24 protein-coding genes are annotated in these 21,086 nt (G+C 55.8%); 14 read left to right on the forward strand and 10 right to left on the reverse strand.

The window, feature by feature from the left end; all coding sequences use genetic code 11:
• Positions 1 to 7 precede the first annotated feature (7 nt).
• The 4 genes from AC2TCY_RS16515 to ettA all read right to left on the reverse strand — a co-directional run bounded on the left by AC2TCY_RS16515 (position 8) and on the right by ettA (position 3,603).
• Positions 8 to 568, reverse strand: a complete 561-nt coding sequence (locus tag AC2TCY_RS16515; protein ID WP_480848989.1) for a L,D-transpeptidase — start codon at positions 566 to 568, stop codon at positions 8 to 10.
• A 168-nt stretch (positions 569 to 736) separates the two neighbouring features.
• Positions 737 to 943 carry a cold-shock protein gene (locus AC2TCY_RS16520; protein ID WP_008757902.1) on the reverse strand — a complete coding sequence of 69 codons (207 nt, stop codon included), beginning with the start codon at positions 941 to 943 and terminating at the stop codon, positions 737 to 739.
• Between the two features lie 410 nt (positions 944 to 1,353).
• Positions 1,354 to 1,932 carry a hypothetical protein gene (locus AC2TCY_RS16525; protein WP_480848991.1) on the reverse strand — a complete coding sequence of 193 codons (579 nt, stop codon included), beginning with the start codon at positions 1,930 to 1,932 and terminating at the stop codon, positions 1,354 to 1,356.
• A 3-nt stretch (positions 1,933 to 1,935) separates the two neighbouring features.
• Complete coding sequence (ettA, locus tag AC2TCY_RS16530; RefSeq protein ID WP_480848992.1) at positions 1,936 to 3,603, reverse strand: energy-dependent translational throttle protein EttA; 1,668 nt, start codon at positions 3,601 to 3,603, stop codon at positions 1,936 to 1,938.
• Positions 3,604 to 3,673: 70 nt separating this feature from the next.
• On the opposite strand from ettA, the gene AC2TCY_RS16535 reads away from it, so the two are divergent.
• The 4 genes from AC2TCY_RS16535 to dacB all read left to right on the forward strand — a co-directional run bounded on the left by AC2TCY_RS16535 (position 3,674) and on the right by dacB (position 7,022).
• Positions 3,674 to 4,360, forward strand: coding sequence for an HNH endonuclease (locus AC2TCY_RS16535; RefSeq protein WP_480848994.1), 687 nt, complete (start codon positions 3,674 to 3,676; stop codon positions 4,358 to 4,360).
• Complete coding sequence (locus AC2TCY_RS16540; RefSeq protein ID WP_480848996.1) at positions 4,357 to 4,821, forward strand: MOSC domain-containing protein; 465 nt, start codon at positions 4,357 to 4,359, stop codon at positions 4,819 to 4,821. The genes AC2TCY_RS16535 and AC2TCY_RS16540 overlap by 4 nt, the downstream gene beginning before the upstream one ends.
• Before the next feature lie 36 nt (positions 4,822 to 4,857).
• Entirely contained in the window at positions 4,858 to 5,478 is a 621-nt protein-coding gene (locus AC2TCY_RS16545; RefSeq protein ID WP_480848997.1) for a nicotinate-nucleotide adenylyltransferase, read from the forward strand.
• A gap of 65 nt (positions 5,479 to 5,543) precedes the next feature.
• Complete coding sequence (gene dacB, locus AC2TCY_RS16550) at positions 5,544 to 7,022, forward strand: D-alanyl-D-alanine carboxypeptidase/D-alanyl-D-alanine endopeptidase (RefSeq protein ID WP_480848999.1); 1,479 nt, start codon at positions 5,544 to 5,546, stop codon at positions 7,020 to 7,022.
• An 8-nt stretch (positions 7,023 to 7,030) separates the two neighbouring features.
• On the opposite strand, the gene AC2TCY_RS16555 is transcribed toward dacB, so the two are convergent.
• Both AC2TCY_RS16555 and AC2TCY_RS16560 read right to left on the reverse strand, forming a co-directional pair.
• Positions 7,031 to 7,453: a tellurite resistance TerB family protein gene (locus AC2TCY_RS16555; protein ID WP_480849001.1), complete on the reverse strand. Its 423-nt coding sequence runs from the start codon at positions 7,451 to 7,453 to the stop codon at positions 7,031 to 7,033.
• 211 nt (positions 7,454 to 7,664) lie between these two features.
• Positions 7,665 to 8,330: a cyclic nucleotide-binding domain-containing protein gene (locus tag AC2TCY_RS16560; protein ID WP_480849002.1), complete on the reverse strand. Its 666-nt coding sequence runs from the start codon at positions 8,328 to 8,330 to the stop codon at positions 7,665 to 7,667.
• Positions 8,331 to 8,539: 209 nt separating this feature from the next.
• On the opposite strand from AC2TCY_RS16560, the gene AC2TCY_RS16565 reads away from it, so the two are divergent.
• The 3 genes from AC2TCY_RS16565 (at position 8,540) to AC2TCY_RS16575 (ending at position 12,980) form a co-directional block, all read left to right on the forward strand.
• Entirely contained in the window at positions 8,540 to 10,114 is a 1,575-nt protein-coding gene (locus AC2TCY_RS16565) for a lysine--tRNA ligase (protein WP_480849003.1), read from the forward strand.
• Between the two features lie 48 nt (positions 10,115 to 10,162).
• Positions 10,163 to 10,564, forward strand: coding sequence for a DUF4864 domain-containing protein (locus tag AC2TCY_RS16570; protein ID WP_480849005.1), 402 nt, complete (start codon positions 10,163 to 10,165; stop codon positions 10,562 to 10,564).
• A 130-nt stretch (positions 10,565 to 10,694) separates the two neighbouring features.
• Positions 10,695 to 12,980, forward strand: coding sequence for a glycosyl hydrolase family 28-related protein (locus AC2TCY_RS16575; protein ID WP_480849007.1), 2,286 nt, complete (start codon positions 10,695 to 10,697; stop codon positions 12,978 to 12,980).
• A gap of 38 nt (positions 12,981 to 13,018) precedes the next feature.
• On the opposite strand, the gene AC2TCY_RS16580 is transcribed toward AC2TCY_RS16575, so the two are convergent.
• Complete coding sequence (locus AC2TCY_RS16580) at positions 13,019 to 13,666, reverse strand: hypothetical protein (RefSeq protein ID WP_480849009.1); 648 nt, start codon at positions 13,664 to 13,666, stop codon at positions 13,019 to 13,021.
• Between the two features lie 165 nt (positions 13,667 to 13,831).
• Between AC2TCY_RS16580 and AC2TCY_RS16585 the strand changes: the two genes are divergently transcribed.
• Together AC2TCY_RS16585 and AC2TCY_RS16590 are read left to right on the forward strand one after the other, a co-directional pair.
• Complete coding sequence (locus AC2TCY_RS16585; protein ID WP_480849010.1) at positions 13,832 to 14,158, forward strand: antibiotic biosynthesis monooxygenase family protein; 327 nt, start codon at positions 13,832 to 13,834, stop codon at positions 14,156 to 14,158.
• 65 nt (positions 14,159 to 14,223) lie between these two features.
• Positions 14,224 to 14,631: a universal stress protein gene (locus AC2TCY_RS16590; RefSeq protein ID WP_480849011.1), complete on the forward strand. Its 408-nt coding sequence runs from the start codon at positions 14,224 to 14,226 to the stop codon at positions 14,629 to 14,631.
• 11 nt (positions 14,632 to 14,642) lie between these two features.
• Here AC2TCY_RS16590 and AC2TCY_RS16595 read toward each other — a convergent pair whose 3' ends face one another.
• Positions 14,643 to 15,125 (reverse strand): HugZ family pyridoxamine 5'-phosphate oxidase, encoded by a 483-nt coding sequence (locus tag AC2TCY_RS16595; protein ID WP_480849013.1) that lies wholly within the window; start codon positions 15,123 to 15,125, stop codon positions 14,643 to 14,645.
• Here AC2TCY_RS16595 and AC2TCY_RS16600 point away from each other — a divergent pair.
• The 4 genes from AC2TCY_RS16600 to AC2TCY_RS16615 all read left to right on the forward strand — a co-directional run bounded on the left by AC2TCY_RS16600 (position 15,107) and on the right by AC2TCY_RS16615 (position 17,096).
• Positions 15,107 to 15,616, forward strand: coding sequence for an excalibur calcium-binding domain-containing protein (locus tag AC2TCY_RS16600; RefSeq protein WP_480849014.1), 510 nt, complete (start codon positions 15,107 to 15,109; stop codon positions 15,614 to 15,616). The genes AC2TCY_RS16595 and AC2TCY_RS16600 overlap by 19 nt on opposite strands.
• Positions 15,617 to 15,767: 151 nt before the next feature.
• Positions 15,768 to 16,058, forward strand: coding sequence for a hypothetical protein (locus AC2TCY_RS16605; RefSeq protein ID WP_480849016.1), 291 nt, complete (start codon positions 15,768 to 15,770; stop codon positions 16,056 to 16,058).
• Positions 16,059 to 16,133: 75 nt separating this feature from the next.
• A complete protein-coding gene (locus AC2TCY_RS16610) occupies positions 16,134 to 16,697 on the forward strand; it encodes an NYN domain-containing protein (protein WP_480849018.1) in 564 nt (187 codons plus the stop codon).
• A gap of 45 nt (positions 16,698 to 16,742) precedes the next feature.
• Positions 16,743 to 17,096: an MmcQ/YjbR family DNA-binding protein gene (locus tag AC2TCY_RS16615; protein ID WP_480849019.1), complete on the forward strand. Its 354-nt coding sequence runs from the start codon at positions 16,743 to 16,745 to the stop codon at positions 17,094 to 17,096.
• Here the strand turns inward: AC2TCY_RS16615 and AC2TCY_RS16620 are convergent.
• Positions 17,093 to 17,800 carry an ORF6N domain-containing protein gene (locus tag AC2TCY_RS16620; protein WP_480849021.1) on the reverse strand — a complete coding sequence of 236 codons (708 nt, stop codon included), beginning with the start codon at positions 17,798 to 17,800 and terminating at the stop codon, positions 17,093 to 17,095. The genes AC2TCY_RS16615 and AC2TCY_RS16620 overlap by 4 nt on opposite strands.
• 229 nt (positions 17,801 to 18,029) lie before the next feature.
• Here AC2TCY_RS16620 and AC2TCY_RS16625 point away from each other — a divergent pair, with 229 nt between their 5' ends.
• A complete protein-coding gene (locus AC2TCY_RS16625) occupies positions 18,030 to 18,893 on the forward strand; it encodes an FRG domain-containing protein (RefSeq protein WP_480849023.1) in 864 nt (287 codons plus the stop codon).
• Between the two features lie 3 nt (positions 18,894 to 18,896).
• Here AC2TCY_RS16625 and uvrB read toward each other — a convergent pair whose 3' ends face one another.
• On the reverse strand, positions 18,897 to 21,083 hold the full coding sequence (gene uvrB / locus AC2TCY_RS16630) for an excinuclease ABC subunit UvrB (protein WP_480849025.1): 2,187 nt from the start codon (positions 21,081 to 21,083) through the stop codon (positions 18,897 to 18,899).
• Positions 21,084 to 21,086: the final 3 nt, after the last annotated feature.

Genomic DNA, 21,086 nt, shown 5'->3' on the forward strand with positions numbered 1-21,086 from the left:
GGGTAAGTCAAACGACCGTTACGACCGTTCCCAACGGAACCCGCTGGTACAAGTCGATCACATGCTCGTTTAGCATCCGGATACACCCGTTTGACACGGCATGCCCGATTGTCTGTGGCTGCGTTGTGCCGTGGATGCGGAAATAAGTATCGACACCGTTCTGGAACAAATACAGCGCCCGCGCCCCCAAAGGGTTGTCGCCACCTCCCGGCTGAACATAGTCATTGTCCTTAAAGCGGGCATAAGTCACTGGCTCGCGCTCGATCATTTCGTCGGTCGGGCGCCAGGTCGGCCATTCCTTTTTCACATCAATCGTGGCGGTGCCGGTGAATTCGAGTCCCGCCTTGCCGACGCCGCATCCGTAGCGAATTGCCTTGCGCGGCTCGGTCACGAAATACAGATAGAATGAACGGGGTGCGACCAGAAGCTGGCCGGGTTGAAACTGCTTCTTGATCCGGACAACTTGCGGTGTCGGGTCATATTCGACCGGTTTCTTTTTGGCCAAACTCATACTGGGTGCGAGGCTGGCGGCAGCAGTTGAGGCTAGAAATGTGCGGCGTGTGAACATGGCAGGGCTCACTTATCGATCAATGAAAACATGAATCCAGTTTCCAAAGGATATCCGATCTGGTCAATCGGCGCGCACAGATAAAGAAAATGTGATGTATTGCGAGCGCCACACTCTCGGGGGCTCTGAAAGAAAAAGGGCGGGGAAGATCCCCACCCTTTCAACTGGTTAAGCCAGTTCGATGTTGTCGGCGCTTTCGCGGCCGTCACGACCAGCGCGCAGCTCGTACGTGACTTTCTGGTTGTCGGCCAGACCGGTGAGGCCCGAACGCTCTACAGCAGAGATGTGTACGAAGACGTCTTTGCCGCCTTCTTCAGGTGCGATAAAGCCGAAGCCTTTGGTGGTGTTGAACCATTTTACGGTGCCTGCAGGCATATCCGTGTCTCCTGTTTTAGTGCTGCCCACGGAGTTGCGGCAGCCTGGCGTCGTTGTCTGTATCGATAGACTGAGCGCCGGAAACGGAGACAGTAGGTCGAATAGAAAAACGTAAGCCCCATGGATATGGCATCGGGAAAGGCGTGTGACAAGGGAAGATTGTTGGGATTCTGGTGTGCTTTCAGGCCGAAAAAGGCACATTGAACGGGAATCCGCCGAGGGAAGAGTACCCAACTACGTGGTCGTATTCGTCGATCCATCGCGGAATTCGTGCGGGTCGGGTTGATCCGGAATGGAGTTGTGGTGTCGCCGTAGGGAAATTCGGAGAGCCGTAGGATGGGTGACTTCACCCATCAATTTATGTGGTTGGATATTCGAGAATTGAGGAGTGATGGGTGCGAGCACCCATCCTACGCTTGCCCATCATCGTTGCTTCCAAAAGGTTCGTCCGGGTTCCAAAGTATCGCCCCAAATGAGCCGAAGTCCCCAGCTAACAAGCCGTGCTTAACCATAATCCTTGAAAAAACGCTTTTGGCGTAGCTAACGTGGCGCGCAACATATCGCGTGTATTCGGAAAACTGGTCTAAACTATAGCCGTATCGAGCCCAGTCTCCGGGAAGCGGAGTTTGATCCATCAATCGGTGGACAAAATCGTTCCTGAGATTAGTGATTGCTCGAAGGTAGTTGATGTCTCTACCTTCTACGCCGCTTTTTTCAAGTACTGTTACTAAGCGCCCAAGCGTCGATTGAGAGGCCACTCGATGTGTTTCGAGAAACAAGTCGGCTCGTTCGATCTCTACTTTGTCTAAACTTTTTAGCAATTGGGCCCTTGATGTGGCCACCAAAGTCGTAACTAGGTCTTCGAAGGTGCAGATCGCGCAAAAAGCACTCCCAATGCACGCCAATGCTAGAATATTGTCGCGTGCATCAGGATCATCCTTCATTTCCTTTAGAATGAAATCTCGATCTTCTGTAGCGGAAAAAATCACCTGTTACCGCGCAAACTTCTTATGCTTCAACCGCTTAGGTTCCAACGCATCCGGTCCCAACCGCCGCTTTTTGTCCTCTTCGTAATCCTCGAAGTTCCCTTCGAACCACTCCACATGGGCGTCACCCTCAAACGCCAGAATATGCGTGCAAATCCGGTCGAGGAAGAAGCGGTCGTGTGAGATGACCACGGCGCAGCCGGCGAAATCGACGAGGGCGTCTTCCAACGCGCGCAGGGTTTCGACGTCCAGATCGTTGGTCGGTTCATCGAGCAGCAGGACGTTGCCGCCCTCTTTCAAAAGGCGGGCCATGTGGACGCGGTTGCGCTCACCACCTGACAGCAGCGAGACCTTTTTCTGCTGGTCACCACCCTTGAAGTTGAAGGACGAGCAATAGGCGCGGGAATTGACCTGCGCGTCGCCCAACTGGATAATCTCGGCCCCGCCGGTGATCGCTTCCCAAACGGTGTCGTTGTCTTTCAGGTCGTCGCGGGACTGGTCGACGTAAGACAGTTCAACCGTGTCGCCCAGCGTGATGGTTCCGCTGTCGGGCTGTTCCTGACCGGTGAGCATCTTGAACAGCGTTGATTTACCGGCACCGTTGGGGCCGATGACACCGACGATGCCGCCGGGGGGCAGGGCGAAGTCTAACCCTTCGATCAGTTGCTTGTCGCCCATATGTTTCGAGAGGCCTTCAACCTCGATCACCTTGCCGCCAAGGCGCTGGCCGTTGGGGATGACGATCTGGGCGCGGGTCAGCTTTTCGCGTTCGGACTGCTCGGCCAGCTCGTTATAGGCGTTGATCCGGGCTTTGGATTTTGCCTGACGGGCCTTCTGGCCCTGACGCATCCATTCCAATTCGCGCTGCAGGGTCTTCTGCTTGGACTTGTCCTCGCGGGCTTCCTGCTCCAGCCGTTTGGCCTTTTGTTCCAGCCACGCGGAATAGTTGCCCTCGTAAGGAATGCCGCGACCACGGTCGAGTTCGAGAATCCAGCCGGTGATGTCATCCAGGAAGTAACGGTCGTGGGTGACGATCAGGATGGTGCCTTTGTAGTCAATCAGGTGCTGTTGCAACCATGCGATGGTCTCGGCGTCCAGGTGGTTGGTCGGTTCGTCGAGCAGCAGCATGTCGGGCGCTTCCAGCAACAGCTTGCAGAGCGCCACGCGGCGTTTCTCACCGCCCGAGAGGTTGGCGATGTTGGCATCGTCCGGCGGGCAGCGCAACGCCTCCATCGACACGTCGATCTGGCTGTCGAGGTCCCACAGGTTTTCCGCGTCGATCGCGTCCTGCAAGGTGGTCATTTCCTCCATCAGCTCGTCCGAGTAGTTCTCGGCGATCTCCATGGCGATCTCGTTGAAGCGGTCGACCTTTGCCTTTTTTCCGGCCACGCCCAGCATGACGTTTTCGCGGACGGTCAGGGTTTCGTCCAGCTGTGGTTCCTGCGGCAGATAGCCGACCTTGGCGCCCTCAGCCGCCCAAGCCTCGCCGGTGAAATCGGTGTCGAGGCCAGCCATGATCTTCATCAGCGTCGATTTACCCGCGCCGTTGACGCCGACAACACCGATTTTTACACCGGGCAGAAAGCTCAGGTGGATGTTTTCAAAGCACTTCTTGCCACCGGGATAGGTCTTGGAGACACCCTGCATGTGGTAGACATATTGATAGGCGGCCATTGATCTGCTCCGATGGAATCCAAGTTTAATGGCGGTAATATATTGGAAGAGATTGAGGAGCAATCAGCAGATGTCATTTGACAAGATGGGAATTAGACGGCGGCACATTCAGGACGCCATAGATTGGACGAAATCACTGAGTTATTTGCCAACTGGACGGGCACCTTCGCAAAACACCTACGTCTTATGTCCGGTTGACCATACGCTTTGGGATCTGAAGATCGTCGTGAACCAGGCAATGTCAGGTGTGCCTGCCGCGACAAAGCCGCGCGAATGGGTCACGCAGACATATGAACCCGATTTGAGCCGTCTGGGATTTGAAATCGTCAAGTTTGCGACAAGCAAATCTCGAATTCTCGGCGTGCGCGGATTCGACCCGAATGAGCTGTCCGACCCACACATTGTGATCACGGCAGACGGTGAAAATGAAGAAAACGGGTTGGCGATCAACGCCGGGGCGCAACCAGGGCGCAAGTTGGTGAGCAGCAACAGGTTCGTTCGGAATTCTGATTTTGTCAAAGGGGTCCGATCCAGAGCTGCGGGGCGGTGTGAATGTTGCGGCGAGCGGACGTTCAGGAATGCGTTGGGGGAGTGGTTTCTTGAGGTTCACCACAAGGTCTGGCTTTCTGAAGGCGGTGCCGATGAGGTTTTCAACATGATAGCGCTTTGCCCTAATTGTCATAGGCGGGAGCACTTCGGAACCGACCGCCGGTACGGGCTTTCCTGTGACGCGGAATTGAGTGAAATCAGAACATGATGATTTCCGATCTTATCGGCGGCTGGACGCAGCCGGGGAGGGTTGAATGGGTTGGTCTGCGCCCTGACCGGCGGGTTGAGATGGAGATTGTGGATGCTGCCATGATCTCCGCCGGCGGGCTTTCTGGTGATCGCAGCAGGGCAGGCAAGCGAGCGGTGACTCTGATTCAGCAGGAACATCTGGTGGCCATAGGCTCGTATCTGGGGCAGGGCTCGGTGGCACCGGAAGTCCTGCGGCGCAATCTGGTGGTTTCGGGGATCAATCTGGCGGCGCTCAAGGGGCGTGAGGTGCAGGTAGGCGAGGCCATATTGCGCTTTACCGTGATCTGCGCGCCCTGCAGCCGGATGGAGGAGGCGCTGGGTAAGGGGGGGCTACTCCGCTGTGCGCGGACATGGCGGCTGGTGCGCCGAGGTGGTGCGGCCCGGGCGGGTTCGGCTGGGCGACGCGGTGCAACCTGTTGATTGACAACACCCCTGAGTTCTGAACATCAGCAAGGGATGTTGCGAAGTGCTGTTCCATATGCGCGGCCGGGACAGGTCGTGGGGCTGTTCGGTGGGTCTTTTGATCCGCCGCATCAGGGACATGTGCATGTCACGCTAGAAGCGATGAAGGCTTTCGGGCTGGATCGGGTCTGGTGGCTGGTATCTCCGGGAAATCCGTTGAAAGTGAGAGGGCCTGCGCCGCTGGCGCAGCGAATGGATGTTGCGCGAGATGTGATGCGGCACCCACGGGTTGAAGTGACGGACATCGAGGCAAAAACGGGTACGCGAGCAACGGCTGATACGCTGGCTGCGCTGCAACGATTGTATCCGGAGGTCAAATTTGTCTGGCTGATGGGCGCGGATAATCTGGCGCAGTTCCATAAATGGAAAGATTGGCGGTTGATCATGGACAATGTGCCGGTAGGCGTGGTGGCGCGGCCAGGGGACCGGATCTCGGCCCGGATGTCTTCCGCAGCGCGGGTTTATGCCAAGTACCGGATCGACGGGCAGGCGCGGCGTTTATTGGGGCGGGCGTCGGCACCGGCCTGGTGTTTCGTAAATGTGCCGATGGTCGATGTCAGCTCGACTGAAATCCGTACGCGGGGCGAATGGACGACCGGAGTGTTGCCTGAATAGCCCCCCTGGGCTCATTATCGTAATCGATGGTTGTTTGGCGGAGATCTCTGGGATTTTAATTGACCATGGTTGATCGTTTTTCGCGTCGTGCATTTCTTGGTGGGTTAGGGGCGTCTCTGCTTCCGGCCTCCGCTCTGGCCGAAGCGCCATTGGTGTCATTGCGTCCTCAGGTGCGGGGCGTACAGCTAACAGGGGCGGAGCGTCTTGTTCAGTCTGCCGGGTTGCGAGGCGAAGTCGTATTCGCCGTTGCTGATGTCAAGACAGGTTCTCAATTGGAGGCATTCGGAGGAGACCGAGGCTTACCGCCGGCGAGTGTCGCAAAGGCGCTGACTGCGCTTTATGCGTTGGATGTTTTGGGATCGGATTATCGGTTCGAGACTAAGCTGGTGGCAGATGGGGTGATCGAGAAAGGAATCCTCAAAGGAGATCTGATCCTTGTCGGTGGCGGTGACCCATTGTTGGATACGGACGCCCTGGCCGTTATGGCCGCAAATCTGCGCAAGGCCGGAATTACCGAGGTTAGAGGCGCCTTCAAGGTCTATGACGGGGCTTTGCCATATGTATTCAGTATTGACCCTGGCCAGCCCGACCATCTTGGGTATAGCCCGGCTATCAGTGGCATTTCGTTGAATTTCAATCGTGTGCATTTCGAGTGGAAGCGCGAAGGCGCTAGCTATGGCGTTTCAATGGATGCGCGCAGTCAGCATTACAGACCTTCGGTCGACATGGCGTCGATGAAGGTCGAAAGTCGCAGTCTTCCAATCTACACATATCAACCCAGCGCACGGCAGGATCGTTGGACCGTGGCCAAAGGTGCGTTGGGCAATGGCGGCGCGCGTTGGCTGCCGGTACGCAAGCCAGCGCTGTATACGGGCGACGTTTTCCGGACGCTGGCACGAGCGAACGGAATCGTGTTGGGCCGCGTACAAGTCACGCGTGAAGCGCCGCAGGGAACAGTTCTGGTGGTGCACCAAAGCGACCCGCTGGATAGCATTATGCGCGGGATGCTGAAGTATTCGACCAATGTCACGGCGGAAATGGTCGGGATGGCGGCGTCGAAAGCACGCGGCGCCAACTTGCAAAGCCTTGCGGATTCGGCGGCTGAAATGAACCAATGGGCTTCCGAGGTCTTCGGCGTGGGCGGGATCGCAATGGTCGATCATTCCGGTCTTGGGGACACGTCACGCATGGCGCCGGGTGATCTGGTGGCTGTATTGGTCGCGGCGCGTAACTCCGAGGTTTTGCGACCTTTACTTAAGCCATTTGCTCTGACCGACCGAAATGGAAGACCGGTCAAAAATCACCCGATCACTGTCGACGCCAAAACGGGAACGCTGAATTTTGTATCGGGGCTTGGCGGCTTTCTGACAACGGCGGAAGGTGCCGAATTGGCCTTTGCCATCTTTTCAGCCGATGTAGATCACCGCGCCACAATTCCGCGCGCATTTCGCGAGCGCCCAGAAGGCGCCCGTAGCTGGAACAGAAGATCTCGCAAATTGCAGCGAGCCCTCATTGAACGGTGGGGCGCGCTGTACGGCAGTTGAAACCAAAGTCAGACAGTATGACGGGCACGAGCCCCGCGTTCGATGGCCGCGGCATGCAGGCGATCGATATTCAGCTCGTACCGGATCTCTTCCAGCAGACGCAGTTCAGTCTCGGCCAATGATCCGTCAGCAGCTGCCACGTCACAGGCCAGCGCATACGCGGTTTCGTGCAGTCGTTCGGGCAGGTTGTTACGGATCAAGCCGAAAAGCGCATCCAGACCATCTTCCTGTTCGAACAGATCAAAAACGATCTGTGAAACGCGGCGGGTGCGGTCGATGTCATATTCAGCAAAAACCGGCAGCATGTTCACGGCAGTTTCGATCTTAACCAACTCGGCAGTGCGAATGGTTTCGTCCGATGCCGAGACCGCAACCATGATTGCCACAAGGCAATCTTGCGGGGACATTGGGTGGGGAACTTGCTCGGTCATGGGTTCGTCCTGCTTGGGTATAACTCGTCGCGCACGATATGAGGGGCCGGGAGCAGGTTCAACACCTTGTTTGCACCGGAGGCAGAGTCGACTTGGTTGGTGCGCACACGGGTCTCACTTGCCACTTGCCAATACCGTTAAAATGACAGGGCTGACCGGCAACAGTGTCCCAATCTATCTAAAATTCGCGTTCTGATCTATCTAGGCAGGTTCAAAGCAACTGCGCTCTTGCGGTCTGCAAGAAACGTGAGACTTCCAGCCCAAGACGGGATTCTATTGCAATTTGCAGTTCGGAATTCTGTGCAAATTCAGCATTTAAATCTGGCAGGTTCCAAACAATGATGCGTGATGCCTTTTTGGCGCGTACCGTGACTGGTGCAGTGAAGTGTTCGTCATTGCTCAGCAAGGCGGTGCCTCCGAGAAAGCGACCCTCGCCAAGTGTGTCCATTGGAGTGCCGTTCATTTCGACGCTGACTTCGCCGTCGGCAATGAGCGAAAGGTTGCGAACGTTTTCACCTTGTTGGAGCAGCGTAGTTCCCGTTGGAACCGATTTGCTGACACCCATCCGAAGAAGCTTGAAAGCCTCCGGTTCACTAAAATTTCGGAGGGCCAGTTCGTACAGTCGTCGTTCTTCTTCGGTAAACGGCGGAGGGCGGCGTTCCAACAAAAGGCGGGCAACCCAGTATATATTAATTGCCATGAAAAACAGGTTCCAACCAATCGGTGCCCATAGCGGCGTGCTTTGGAGATAGTAATAGGGCAACAGAATAACTGCGCCGACTATCGACAAGATACGTAGCCAAAGAATGTCTTTTACAGAGTAAGACAACAGATAAAAAACGTTCGCAGCGTTGACCAGCAGATCTAGTCCCAACATGTCTTTGCCCCATCCATGATGTACAGACGCCGACCACCGTAAAACACATTTAGAAATGGGCAAGACAAGTCCACTGTCACGGAAATAGTGGTAGACATGTGGCGAAAAGAGCCGTGCTTTATTGACTCATGCTGCATGAGCACAATAGGAGAAGCCGGGTCGGTTGCATGGGGTAGCTGGCACTGTTCCCCCGATGGAGATCAAATCAAATGTCTGAACTGCGTGAAACCGCGATGTCGTCCAAGGCCTGGCCTTTTGAAGAGGCGCGCCGGTTGCTCAAACGCTATCAAAAAGGCGCTCCGGAGAAGGGATATGTGTTGTTCGAGACCGGATACGGTCCTTCCGGCCTGCCGCATATCGGAACATTTGGCGAGGTCGCGCGGACCACGATGGTCAAACGCGCGTTCGAGTTGTTGTCTGATATTCCGACCAAGCTGATTTGTTTCTCGGACGATCTGGACGGGATGCGCAAAGTGCCCAGCAATGTTCCAAACCCGGAGATTCTGGAACAACATTTGCAGCGCCCGCTGACTTCGGTGCCGGATCCGTTTGGCGAATATGACAGCTTTGGCGCGCATAACAACGCGATGCTGCGCCGGTTCCTCGATACCTTTGGGTTCGAGTATGAGTTCTACTCGGCTAAGGAATTCTACGAGTCCGGACAGTTTGACGAGGTCCTCAAGCGCGCGGTTGAGCGCTATGACGAGATCATGGCGATCATGCTGAAAAGCCTGCGTGAGGAGCGTCAGCAGACTTATTCGATCTTCCTGCCGCTGCACCCCGAAAGTAGGCGGGTCATGTATGTGCCGATGAAAAAGGTCTGCGCCGAGACCTACACTGTCACTTTCGACGACGAGACGGGCAAAGAATGGACCGTTCCCGTCACTGGTGGCAACGTGAAGCTGCAATGGAAGCCGGACTTCGGCGCGCGCTGGGCGGCGCTGGGTGTCGATTTCGAGATGTACGGCAAAGAGCACGCCACGAACGAAAAAATCTATGACTCGATCTGCCGGGCTCTGGGCGGTCGCGCGCCGGAACATTTCTCGTACGAGTTGTTCCTGGATGAGAATGGTCAGAAGATTTCGAAATCGTCCGGTAATGGCGTATCAATTGACGAGTGGCTGACCTATGCGCCGACCGAGAGTCTGGCATACTTCATGTATCAGAAGCCAAAGACGGCCAAGCGGATGCATTTTGATGTGATCCCGAAGGCGTACGACGAATATCATCAGCAACTGAGGGCCTACCCGGGGCAGGAGTTGAAGGCGCAGTTGAATAATCCGGTGTGGCATATTCATGGCGGAAACGTTCCGGAATCAACACTGATCGTGCCATTTGCGATGCTACTGAACCTAGCATCTGTTTCGGGCGCGGAAGACAAAGAGGCGCTATGGGGTTTCATCCGCCGTTATGCACCGGAGGCTACCGCGGAAAGTCACCCCGACCTGGATCAGGCGGCTGGATTTGCAGTGCGTTACTTCAACGATTTCGTCAAACCGACCCGCAAGCATCGCGCACCGACGGACCAGGAACGTGAAGCATTGGAAGCGCTGAAAGCTGCGTTGGAAACCTATGACGGGCCGATCGAAGACGAGGCACTGCAATCTGTGGTATATTCCATAGGGCGCGAGCGATTTGACCCGTTGCGCGGCTGGTTCACAGCGCTCTACGAAGTACTGTTGGGCGCATCCCAGGGGCCGCGGTTTGGCGGGTTCATCGCGCTATATGGCGTGTCCGAAACCATTTCGCTGATTGACAAGGCTTTGGCCGGGGAACTGGCCTGATTTGACCTGATTACGCATGGGGCTACTCTTCCTTCAGGAGGTGGCCCCATGCGTCGTTTTTTACTTGCAGTTTCCGTGAGCATCGGATTGGCCTCGGGGGCGTTTGCCCAGAACGCCGAGATTGAGGCCAGCATCGCGGCGCAGATACAAGCCTTTAAAGCGGATGATTTTGCGACCGCCTTTACCTTCGCCAGCCCCAACATTCAGCGTCTGTTCCAGAACCCCGAGAATTTTGGAGATATGGTGCGAAATGGGTATCCCATGGTTTGGCGACCCAGCGATGTGCGTTTTCTGGAATTACGCGAGGTTGCCGGAGCATTGTGGCAAAAGATCATGATCACCGATGGTGGTGGCCGGGTGCATATTCTGGACTACCAAATGGTGCGGCAAGGCGGCGACTGGAAGATCAACGGTGTGCAAGTACTTGGGAATTCGGACCCCGCCGCCTGAGGCAACACCACCGTAACGGAGGTATGAGCAGCGGTTAATCCCTTTTCGGTATTCAAACTTTCGCGCTCGGGAACTGCCCGGGCCTTGGGTTTTGACGCGCGTAGCGGGCGCGATTGGGAAAGGGATATCAATGAACAAGGCAATCACCGACGGTATCGTGTTTATGCCGCCTGCTTTCGCAGATGGTCTGGGCGTCTGGTCTAGTGGCGACGGGACGCCAGGTTCTCCGACATACGACGGGTCAGGCACCGGCGTGTTTGTGCCTGCGGACGCGGATTTCGGAGGGTGTCTCGAGGTTTTTAAGTCGAGCCCCACCCAGCAGCTGCGCTATATGGGCCAAACAGTTTTGCTGCCCGGCTGCTACATTCAGGTCAAGGCTCGGGTCAAGGCGATCAGCGGCCCGCTTCCGTCTGTCCGAATTGCTGGGTGGGCTGGGGGCGCGGGCGACGTGCATGTCTCCGGGGTGGTCGAACAAGGACCGGTGACACAGCTTTCTGGCTATGGAAGGGTGCACGAGATTTCAGCCATTATTGGCACCGGTCGTCGGGCTGGCGTTGACATGTCGTGGGGACCGTCCGCCATTTATGGTCACTTCGGGATCGACATCGAGGGCACTAACGGCGCCGTCGTGCGGATCGACGATATCGTTGTCACTGACATTACATCGGTTTTCCTGCGCGACATGATAGGAGTGGTCGATGTACGGGATTTCGGTGCGGTTGGTGACGGTGTTGCAGATGACACAGCAGCGTTTGAAGCTGCGGATCAGGCCGCGAATGGTCGTCGGGTTTATGTACCGCAGGGTAGTTTTCTACTGAACCAGAACACCAGCATCGGATCGGAGATTGAATTCGACGGCACGGTCACAATGCCTGACGACAAGATGCTGTTGCTGACCAAGAGCTTTGATCTGCCGACTTATATCAACGCTTTTGGGGACGAAACTCTGGCTTTCAAAAAGGCGTTTCAGGCGTTGCTGAACAATTCGGACCATGAATCGCTGGACATGTGCGGCCGAAAAATATCGGTCAGCGCGCCAATCGACATGCAGGCCGCTGTGCCCAACCGCACGGGCTATTCCACACGCAGGGTGGTGCGCAACGGACAGTTCGATGTCAAAAGCAGTTCGGCCTGGGATACCGAATCTTTCACCTCGGTCGCGACGTACAATCCCAACACCCCATACAAGCTTTCGAATGTCGCAAATGTCGTGAACATTCCTGTCGGCTCGCTGATTACAGGCAGCGGCGTCGGGCGCGAAATTTATGTGCGGTACAAAAACGACGTTTCCGGAGAGATAACGTTGAACGCCCCGATTTACGACGCTGCGGGAACTCAGAACTTCACGTTTACTTCCTTCAAATATCTGCTGGATTTCAGCGGTTTCAGCGCGTTGCAGAAGTTCAACATGGAAGACATCGAGTTCCAGTGCAACAGCCGTTGCAGCGCAATCCGCTTGTCCCCAGGGGGCAATACCTTCGTTCTGAAGAACTGCTTTGTTAGCCGCCCAAGGGATCGCGGGATTACCTCAACTGGTGCTGGTTGTCAGGGGATGTTGATCGACGGTTGTCAGTTTCTGTCGGCAGAAGAAAGCCTGAATGTTTCGGCGCGGCGTTCAATTGCGCTCAATTCCAATGCCAATGACGTCAAGCTGCGCCACAACCGTGCCTCCCGGTTCCATCACTTCGCCGTTCTGGGCGGTGACAACAATCTTGTGTTAGGCAATCACTTCTTTCAGGGTGACAGCGTTCCCAACGGTGTGCGCAACGCGGGTTTGGTGATGATCGGTGGATACAACAGTTCGTCCATAGCCGAGAATTACGTGGATAACTGTTTCATACAGTGGACTAACGAGCGTGACCCCAAACCCAATTTCACTTCCGGGTACTCTTTCAGCGCAATGAGCGTCACGGATAATATCTTTTATTCCAGCAACGTCGCCCCTTGGTTCAGCTATTTCGTTATCCGCCCATACGGAACCGGGCATTTCCTGAACGGGTTGACAGTGACAGGGAACAAGTTCCGTACAAATGCAGGCAATATCGACCGGGCTGAACGGGTGGATACTTCCTTTGCGGGCCTCAATCCCGAGCGGTTCTTCAATGTAACTTTCGAAAACAACACGTTTCATGGGATCACGAAGCATACTGCAAACCCGCTGAGAATCCGCCACTCACAAAACTCGACGTCGTCCGCCTGGACAATCAGTTCTCAAGGGCGATTGCCGTTCGGCGGCAGGGCACGTGCATGTGACGCGGTGGTTCCTCTCGGCCCACTGAAGACTGTGTTGAACACTACTCGGTACACGGCGTCATATGTCGAGGTGAAGCAGGGCTCTAATCAGGACGGTATACGGCTACGGTGGCCCGAGTCATTGAAAGGCACGGTTTGGGCCACCATGCGCGTCGAAAACTGATAAAACCAGGCGCCGGTCGTCACTGGGTGGCCGGTGCTCTAATACATGCTCCACAGAGCAAGCTTGATGCCCAGGTCATCGTGCGCTTCGTTGCGTTCAACCCCCAGAATCCACGTCGTTTTGCCAGATTTTGGGCGGTACATGACAGAAGGGCGCGTGCTCCAGTAAAGGGGACGGCCCGGAGTATAGGATGTTTCTATCTGGACCAGCGGATCAAACCTTCGTTTCGAGGTTAATCCCACTGTCAGATCAAGCTTGCGGATCAACGCTTCGTGCGTGCGGTATTCCAGCGCCGTGTCGATTGCAATCCAGCCGCCGCCCCAGCCGGTTTGAATTCCTCTGCCATAGGACAAGGTTGCCTTGTACATCGCCCAGGTACGATACCCCTGATGGTGTGCACCCACCCCGAATTCGGCCGCGAGATGACCTGGCGTGCCGAATTCCGCGATGGGGAACCGCGCAAACACCAGGGCGTGCCCAAAAAGGTCTTGATGCTCTTCCGCATCCAGCCCAAGCGTGAGCCGAGGTCGAATTCCCCATTCGGCGTATAGCGATGCCTTGTATTTTATTGCTTCGTCGGCTTCTTGAAAGGCTGTGACGGAAGCAGCCGTGAACACCTTACCATCCTCTCGTAGCCAGGCGCCGGGCCAAGCAGGTGCGCTCAGAAGGCATATCAGAAGTGTCACAATCAGGCATCTCATGCGGGCAGCATCGGCTAGCATGGTTAACGGATGGTTAGTTTATTCCTCGTTTCTGGAACGAAATTGTGCCTTTGCATCAGACTTTTGCAATGAAACGGGTTGCGTTTTCAAAAGCTGTGTTAGGCTTGGTTAAGTAAAAGGAGAAGCCAGATGCCTCACATTTCGAAAAACAGCAGCAGCCAGACCGTCATAACAACATTCGAGATGACCCCGGGTACTTGTCAGGATCTGTTGGAAGCACTGACCGACGCGTACGCGTCTTTCATTTCAAAGCAACCGGGTTTCATTGCGGCAGGTTTGCACGTTAACGATGCACAGACCCGAATCGCGAATTATTCCCAGTGGGAGCGGCGTGAAGATTTTCTGGCCATGCTGCGTACACCCGAGATGCGTGAGCGGAATCGCAGGGTTAATGAATTATGCAAAAGCTTTGAGCCCGTCATGTACGATGTCGCTGAAACATTTGGAGAATCCTGACCTAGATCAAGGCCAGCAAGCCCATTGCGGTTCAGTTTAGGTTCGTAATGACGGAGGCGCAAAACATGTACCACAACATCCTTGTTCCAATATCATTTGATGCCGAGAGAGACATCTCGGCACCACTGAAACTTGCGCAGCTGTTGGCCACGCCGGACGCGAAAGTCACTCTGCTGCACGTGGTCGAGCATATCCCCGACTATGCAATTTCCTATATGCCGGTCGAGTATCTGTCCGAAGCTCGGAAGGCCATACAGACCGAGCTGGACAGTTTGGCAGCACAGGTCCCTAACGCGATAGGGCTCGTGGTCGAGGGGCATTCAGGGCGTACAATTCTGGATTGGACCGAGGCCAACAACCCGGACCTGATAATCATGGCATCGCACCGACCGGGGATGCAGGACTTGCTGTTGGGCTCCACGGCAACCCATGTTGTACGTCATGCAAAATGCGCGGTGCATGTCGTGCGCTGATCCGGAACGGATCAGAAATCGCCAGGCGACAGTCGCCAGGCTTTGCCGAAACCGCCGTTGAGCAAGCCATCGCTGACATCGAATCGGACAAAGCCGAAATCGGTGAAATCGATATACAGCCGCGCCTTTGGCCGCATGGACAAATAGCGCGAGCGCAAGTCTGCATGATCTCGCGAATTGCGCTCGACCATGTTGGCGGTGCAATGCAGGGTCAAACGCGGATGGGTTAACGGATCGCCTTTGTCGCCGGGTGCCCCGACCAGCAAGGAACAGGCCGGGTCGGCTTGAAGGGCGCATGTGTGTTCTGCCAGAGTCGAAATCAGGGAAATAGGTTGGTTTAACTCGTCCGTGGCCAGAGCAATCCGGGTTACCGAGGGCGTCGTGGTTTCGGGTCTCAAAACTGCCAGCGCTGCATATTCGGCGTTGGCAATCAGATCGCGTGCGATGGTGCGGGCCGTGTCGTCTACAGGTTGAAATGGATCGGATCGTTTCACTGCTTGCCCTCGAGTTGCGTCATCCCGATGCCTCGGCTTTGCCACATAGTTGGTGTATCGCCAAGCGCATGAAGTTCAAGACTACAGAAGACGACGGCCAGATTCCAACCCAGCGCTCCACCAGGCGGCACCGGCGAGCGGACGCGCTGCGCAGAAGGGCGTTATCACCTATTCGCATTTTGTTTATGGTGCTCTGTCTGCCTGTTACGACCGCGATTATCGCAACTGGCGTTTTTTTGAGGGTCACCGATTACGACCGTCACGAAGCCGTAGTTCATTTGGTAGCGCTGGCTGGGTGCGACGCGGCGCAGGCCATAGGTCTTGGCCCGTTTCGTGAGGGTCAGGCGGGATACCACACGCGCAACGATCCGGACGGCGATGGTGTGGCCTGCGGAGCTTTCGTAAAGAAAGGTGTTTCGAGAGCTCCTGTTGTGCCCACGCAGCCAACTACCAACCGAACCGTCGGCAGTGCAAAATTCGTGCGACCCTGACCGGTCTTTCGGGAAGGGCGGCATTTGGGGTGCTTTGCTGCTCTGTGACCTACATCTCTGAACTTGAGTGGGCTTTATGATATGACCCGGTTGGTGGGCGCGCTTTCGCCGCCCGCCACAGGGCGCTTGTGCCCAACGAGGGAGGAATACCATGTTTGCACGTGTAACTCAGTTCAAGATGAAGCCAGGCACGCGTGAGGCGGCGACGGCAAAGATGAACGAACTGAAAGACCAGATCATGGCTATGCCCGGCATGCACTGCTTTACCAATGTGATGAACGAAGACGGCACCGGTTACGTGATCTCGGTCGTCGAAAGCGAGGCGACTTCGAACGCGAATGCGCCCAAAGTGGCCGAGTTGTGGGGGCATTTTGCAGAATTTATGGAAGGCCCGCCAACACCTGCAGGATTCGACGTGATTGCCCATTGGGATAAAGGCTGAGGCACGGTCGATAAGCTGTGCCTGAATTGTGTCTAGGGCCTTGCGGAACACTCTGAAGTTGGTAGCAATGCGCTTATGCGTTTTCCTTCTATTCTTCTGTCGATTTCCACGACTGTAGTTGTCTGGTCAGTTCTTAACTTTGGCGCAATCCTCACACCCCCGCTGATTTTCGCCGCATTGGGTGTTTGCGTTGGGATCGCTCTGCTGCTGCGGGCAATAGTCAGGCGGCGACCCAGGCCTAATTGGGTCGTCGTCGATGGCTCGAACGTGTTGTATTGGAACAATGACACGCCTTCTCTCGGGGCGGTTCGGGTGGTGATCAAAGAGCTGATGTCACTTGGGTTGACGCCAGTTATCTGGTTCGATGCAAATGTCGGCTATTTGGTCAGTAACAGATATATGGGCCCGGACAGGCTTGCGTCGGCATTGAAATACTCGTCGCGGTATATTTTTGTGGCGCCGAAGGGCACGCCCGCAGATCCTATGGTGATCAAGGATGCGTGGGAGCTGAACGCGCAGATCGTGACCAACGACCGGTTCAGAGACTGGGTCGAACAGTTCCCACAAGTGCAGCAACAAGATCTGTTTCTGCGTGGTACTGTGCAGGGCGGTGCCGCAACGATTGATATTGCGTCTTGACGGCGAACGCATACTTGTCGGCAAACACAAGGATTGAGTGGCTCAATGACACGAGAGGAATTCAATACTTTCTGTTCCGGCCTCAGGGCCACCAGCCATGTCGTGCAGTGGGGCAATGCGGATGTGTGGAAGGTGGGCGGCAAGGTCTTTGCGATCTGCGGCTGGAACGACGGGAAAGACGCCTTCACCTTCAAGGCCACCGATCTGGCCTTTGAGGTGCTGGGCGGCGAACCCGGCATCCGCCCAGCGCCCTATCTGGCGTCGCGCGGGATGAAATGGCTGCAGGTCTATGATGAATGCGGCATGAACGATGCCTCACTGCGCGAGCATATCGTGACATCGTATGATCTGGTCGTGGCCAAGCTGACCAAAAAGATAAGGGCAGAGTTGGGGGTTTAACCCTTCATCGCGTGCAGCAACTCCAGCAATCGCTTCCGGTCAACATCGTCGGTGTAGTCGCCGGTCGCCAGACGCTCGGCTATGTTCAGGCGCAGGCGTTCGTGCTGGGTGCGGACTTCTTCTCCAGCGGTTTCTGCCAGCGTTTTCATGATCACTGCCACCGCCTGCTGACGCTTGGTGGTGGGGTTAGCGATATAGTCGACAAGGCTCTGCTGACCGGAATCGAGGATGTTTTCGGCCAGATCGCGCAGCTGATCCCCATTGGGTAACAGAGGGGCGGGGGCGTCTTCGGGCGGCAGGATTTCCGGTACGCTGCGTGGGATCTCGGCCAGGGCATTTGCGCCGTCGACGAACGCCTCGGTGATCATGCGGGTGATCTTGATCGCGCGCGGGTCCTTGAACAGGGCCGAGGCGATGGCCACGCCGTAATCCGTATAAACCCACGGATTGACCCGCCGCCCGCCGCGGCCCTTGGGTTTTGAGATCACATTCCGTGATTGCAAATCGGCGACCTCGGCATCGGTCAGTTGAAAGCGGTAACCTTCGAACAGGTCCTTGTTACGTGAAACGGCCTGATTGAAGGCGCTGACGGACTTTCCGTAGAACTGCGCCAGATCCTCGGCCAGCACCACGCGGGCGCCGCGCACCCGGTGAATGGCGCTTTGGACCTCATGGGTGCTGGGCAGGGTGTTCGGGTTCGTCATGGCAACCGTTTGGAATCACAATTTGTGATTTCAAACGTGAAGGAGAAGGCGCTGGGCTGCAAGGTTGAAGTGTGGGAGGCGCATAGGATGGTTTTTTTCCCATTGTGAGTTTGGGTCGCGACTTAGCAAGAAGTTGGAAACCCATACTAGGCTTACTTAGGGTTGCTACCGATGAAAAAGCTGTCAAATAAGCATATTGAGATGTTCAAGCAGTAAAGTGATAAAATCTATGTCTTTTCAGACCATTCGCCCAGAAACATGGGAAGAGCTTCATGCTCAGCTATTCGAAAACGACTGGGATAAAGAGTTAAAGCGCCATCGGTCAACCTGTGTCTTCCGCGGTATGACAAATTCGGATTGGGGATTAGACACCAGCCTGCAAAGGCTTGGCGGGCCAATTCAGGACATCGAATATCATCTACTGCGAAATTTCAAAAAATACGCACACAGAAATGTTGTCGAGCGGGACTCTTTTTGGAATTGGTTGACCGTAGCGCAACATCATGGTGTTCCCACGCGGCTTTTGGACTGGACTTACTCGCCCTACATCGCTCTGCATTTCGCTACCGACAATATAAGTTCGATGAATATTGACGGAGTTGTTTGGGTCGTTGATATGCCAAGTGTCCACGAACTATTACCAAATGCACTGAAGGAGCATTTGAGAAATGAGGGGTCCTTCGTCTTTACCACTGAAATGTTGGAGAATTTCTCTCAAACGGGAATCGAACAGAGCCGCGAAGGCAATACAATAAACATTGATATGTTCGCATCGTCGATCAGTTCTCTTAAGGATTTTGGAGGCTTGGACCATAAAGATTTTGGGTTGTTTTTCGAGCCATCTTCCATTGATGATCGAGTGGTAAACCAATTCGCATTGTTCTCTGTCTTTTCTGGATGCAAAATATCTATTCACGACTGGCTCTCATCGAACCAAATTGTGGCAAAGAAGATCATTGTTCCAGCCAGTCTGAAGTGGAAAGTGCGCGATAGACTTGATCAGTCGAACATTACGGAAAGAGTAATTTACCCTGGCCTTGATGGTCTGGCGACATGGCTAAAGCGGCACTACTCGAAGGGTCCAGAAAACTAACCTTCACCGCTTCCGCCGCTTCACATTCCCACCCCGCTGCCCCGGCCTGCCAGCCGTTGACCGCCCGCGCGATTTCACCGCGTCTTCCGAGGCTTTCTCGACCGCCCATTGACGCGCCATGGGGTCGTCGGCGATGGCCAGATCGACCGCTTCCAGACGTTTGATCTCATCCCGGATATTGGCGGCCTCTTCGAACTCCAGGTTCTCGGCGGCTTTGCGCATCTGGTCGCGCAACCCGTCCAGATGGGCTTCGAGGTTGGCGCCGTGCATCGGTTTGTCGATGGTGGCGGTGACGCGGTTCATGTCGACGTCGCCTTCGTAGAGACCGGCCAGAACGTCCTCGACATTCTTCTTCACCGTCTCGGGGGTGATGCCGTGTTCCTCGTTATAGGCAAGCTGTTTGGCGCGGCGACGGTTGGTTTCATTCAGCGCGCGTTCCATGGAACCGGTCACCTTGTCGGCATACATGATGACCCGCCCGTCGGCATTCCGCGCGGCGCGGCCGATGGTCTGAACCAGTGAGGTCTCGGAACGCAGGAAGCCTTCCTTATCCGCGTCCAGAATGGCGACCAGCCCGCATTCGGGGATGTCGAGACCTTCACGCAGCAGGTTGATGCCGATCAGCACGTCGAAGGCCCCTAGCCGCAGGTCGCGCAGGATTTCGATCCGTTCCAGCGTATCGATGTCCGAGTGCATGTAGCGGACCTTGATGCCCTGTTCGTGCAGGTATTCGGTCAGGTCCTCGGCCATGCGTTTGGTCAGCGTGGTCACAAGCGTGCGATAGCCATCTGCGGCAACCTTGCGCACTTCGTCCAGCAGATCATCCACCTGCATCGAGACGGGGCGGATTTCGACTTCGGGATCCAAGAGGCCGGTGGGGCGGATCACCTGTTCGGTGAAGACGCCGCCGGTCTGTTCGATCTCCCATTTCGCAGGTGTGGCCGAGACGAAGACGGATTGCGGGCGCATGGCGTCCCATTCCTCGAACTTGAGGGGGCGGTTGTCCATGCAGGACGGCAGGCGGAACCCGTGTTCGGCCAGCGTGAACTTGCGCCGGTAGTCGCCCCGGTACATGCCGCCGATTTGCGGGACCGAGACGTGGGATTCGTCGGCGAAGACGATGGCGTTGTCTGGGATGAATTCGAACAGGGTTGGGGGCGGTTCGCCCGGCGCGCGACCGGTCAGATAGCGCGAGTAGTTCTCGATCCCGTTGCAGACACCGGTCGCCTCGAGCATTTCGAGATCGAAATTCGTGCGCTGCTCCAGACGTTGGGCTTCCAGCAGTTTGCCCTCGCCGACCAGTTGGTCCAGCCGGATGCGCAATTCCTTTTTTATGCCGATGATCGCCTGCTGCATCGTCGGTTTCGGGGTCACGTAATGCGAGTTGGCGTAGACCCGCACCTGTTCCATCGTGTCCTTGCGTTCGCCGGTCAGCGGGTCGAATTCGGTGATCTGCTCCAGCTCTTCGCCGAAGAATGAGAATTTCCAAGCGCGATCCTCGAGGTGGGCGGGCCAGATTTCCAGAGAATCGCCACGCACGCGGAACGAGCCACGCTGAAACGCCTGATCGTTGCGGCGGTATTGTTGCGAGACCAGATCGGCCATGATCTGACGCTGGTCATACTCGCCGCCGACCTTCAGGTCCTGCGTCATCGCACCATAAGTTTCCACCGAACCGATCCCGTAGATACAACTGACGGAGGCCACGATGATCACATCGTCCCGCTCCAACAGCGCTCGCGTGGCCGAGTGGCGCATCCGGTCGATCTGCTCGTTGATCTGGGATTCTTTCTCGATGTAGGTGTCCGACCGGGCCACATACGCTTCGGGCTGGTAGTAGTCGTAGTAAGAGACGAAGTATTCGACCGAGTTTTCAGGAAAGAAGCCTTTGAACTCGCCATACAATTGCGCCGCCAGTGTCTTGTTGGGCGCAAGAATGATAGCGGGGCGCTGAGTTTCCTCGATCACCTTGGCCATAGTGAAGGTCTTGCCGGTGCCCGTCGCGCCCAGCAACACCTGATCACGCTCGCCATCGAAGACGCCACCGGTCAGTTCCTTGATAGCCGTCGGCTGGTCACCCGCCGGTGCAAACTCGGTATGCATAATAAACTGCCTGCCGCCCTCGAGCTTCAGGCGCGCGCGAACGTCATCGGCGGTCAACTGGGTTTTGTCGGAATGGGCGTAGGGCATGGG

This window comes from Ruegeria sp. HKCCD7181, from assembly GCF_057221055.1.

Bases quoted from the DNA above. Each gene is read 5' to 3' on its own strand.
- AC2TCY_RS16515 (WP_480848989.1), bottom strand. From the start codon at position 568: ATGTTCACACGCCGCACATTTCTAGCCTCAACTGCTGCCGCCAGCCTC.
- AC2TCY_RS16520 (WP_008757902.1), bottom strand. From the start codon at position 943: ATGCCTGCAGGCACCGTAAAATGGTTCAACACCACCAAAGGCTTCGGC.
- ettA (WP_480848992.1), bottom strand. From the start codon at position 3,603: ATGGCCGCCTATCAATATGTCTACCACATGCAGGGTGTCTCCAAGACC.
- AC2TCY_RS16535 (WP_480848994.1), top strand. From the start codon at position 3,674: ATGTCATTTGACAAGATGGGAATTAGACGGCGGCACATTCAGGACGCC.
- AC2TCY_RS16540 (WP_480848996.1), top strand. From the start codon at position 4,357: ATGATGATTTCCGATCTTATCGGCGGCTGGACGCAGCCGGGGAGGGTT.
- AC2TCY_RS16545 (WP_480848997.1), top strand. From the start codon at position 4,858: ATGTTGCGAAGTGCTGTTCCATATGCGCGGCCGGGACAGGTCGTGGGG.
- dacB (WP_480848999.1), top strand. From the start codon at position 5,544: ATGGTTGATCGTTTTTCGCGTCGTGCATTTCTTGGTGGGTTAGGGGCG.
- AC2TCY_RS16555 (WP_480849001.1), bottom strand. From the start codon at position 7,453: ATGACCGAGCAAGTTCCCCACCCAATGTCCCCGCAAGATTGCCTTGTG.
- AC2TCY_RS16560 (WP_480849002.1), bottom strand. From the start codon at position 8,330: ATGTTGGGACTAGATCTGCTGGTCAACGCTGCGAACGTTTTTTATCTG.
- AC2TCY_RS16565 (WP_480849003.1), top strand. From the start codon at position 8,540: ATGTCTGAACTGCGTGAAACCGCGATGTCGTCCAAGGCCTGGCCTTTT.
- AC2TCY_RS16570 (WP_480849005.1), top strand. From the start codon at position 10,163: ATGCGTCGTTTTTTACTTGCAGTTTCCGTGAGCATCGGATTGGCCTCG.
- AC2TCY_RS16575 (WP_480849007.1), top strand. From the start codon at position 10,695: ATGAACAAGGCAATCACCGACGGTATCGTGTTTATGCCGCCTGCTTTC.
- AC2TCY_RS16585 (WP_480849010.1), top strand. From the start codon at position 13,832: ATGCCTCACATTTCGAAAAACAGCAGCAGCCAGACCGTCATAACAACA.
- AC2TCY_RS16590 (WP_480849011.1), top strand. From the start codon at position 14,224: ATGTACCACAACATCCTTGTTCCAATATCATTTGATGCCGAGAGAGAC.
- AC2TCY_RS16600 (WP_480849014.1), top strand. From the start codon at position 15,107: ATGGATCGGATCGTTTCACTGCTTGCCCTCGAGTTGCGTCATCCCGAT.
- AC2TCY_RS16605 (WP_480849016.1), top strand. From the start codon at position 15,768: ATGTTTGCACGTGTAACTCAGTTCAAGATGAAGCCAGGCACGCGTGAG.
- AC2TCY_RS16610 (WP_480849018.1), top strand. From the start codon at position 16,134: ATGCGTTTTCCTTCTATTCTTCTGTCGATTTCCACGACTGTAGTTGTC.
- AC2TCY_RS16615 (WP_480849019.1), top strand. From the start codon at position 16,743: ATGACACGAGAGGAATTCAATACTTTCTGTTCCGGCCTCAGGGCCACC.
- AC2TCY_RS16620 (WP_480849021.1), bottom strand. From the start codon at position 17,800: ATGACGAACCCGAACACCCTGCCCAGCACCCATGAGGTCCAAAGCGCC.
- AC2TCY_RS16625 (WP_480849023.1), top strand. From the start codon at position 18,030: ATGTCTTTTCAGACCATTCGCCCAGAAACATGGGAAGAGCTTCATGCT.
- uvrB (WP_480849025.1), bottom strand. From the start codon at position 21,083: ATGCCCTACGCCCATTCCGACAAAACCCAGTTGACCGCCGATGACGTT.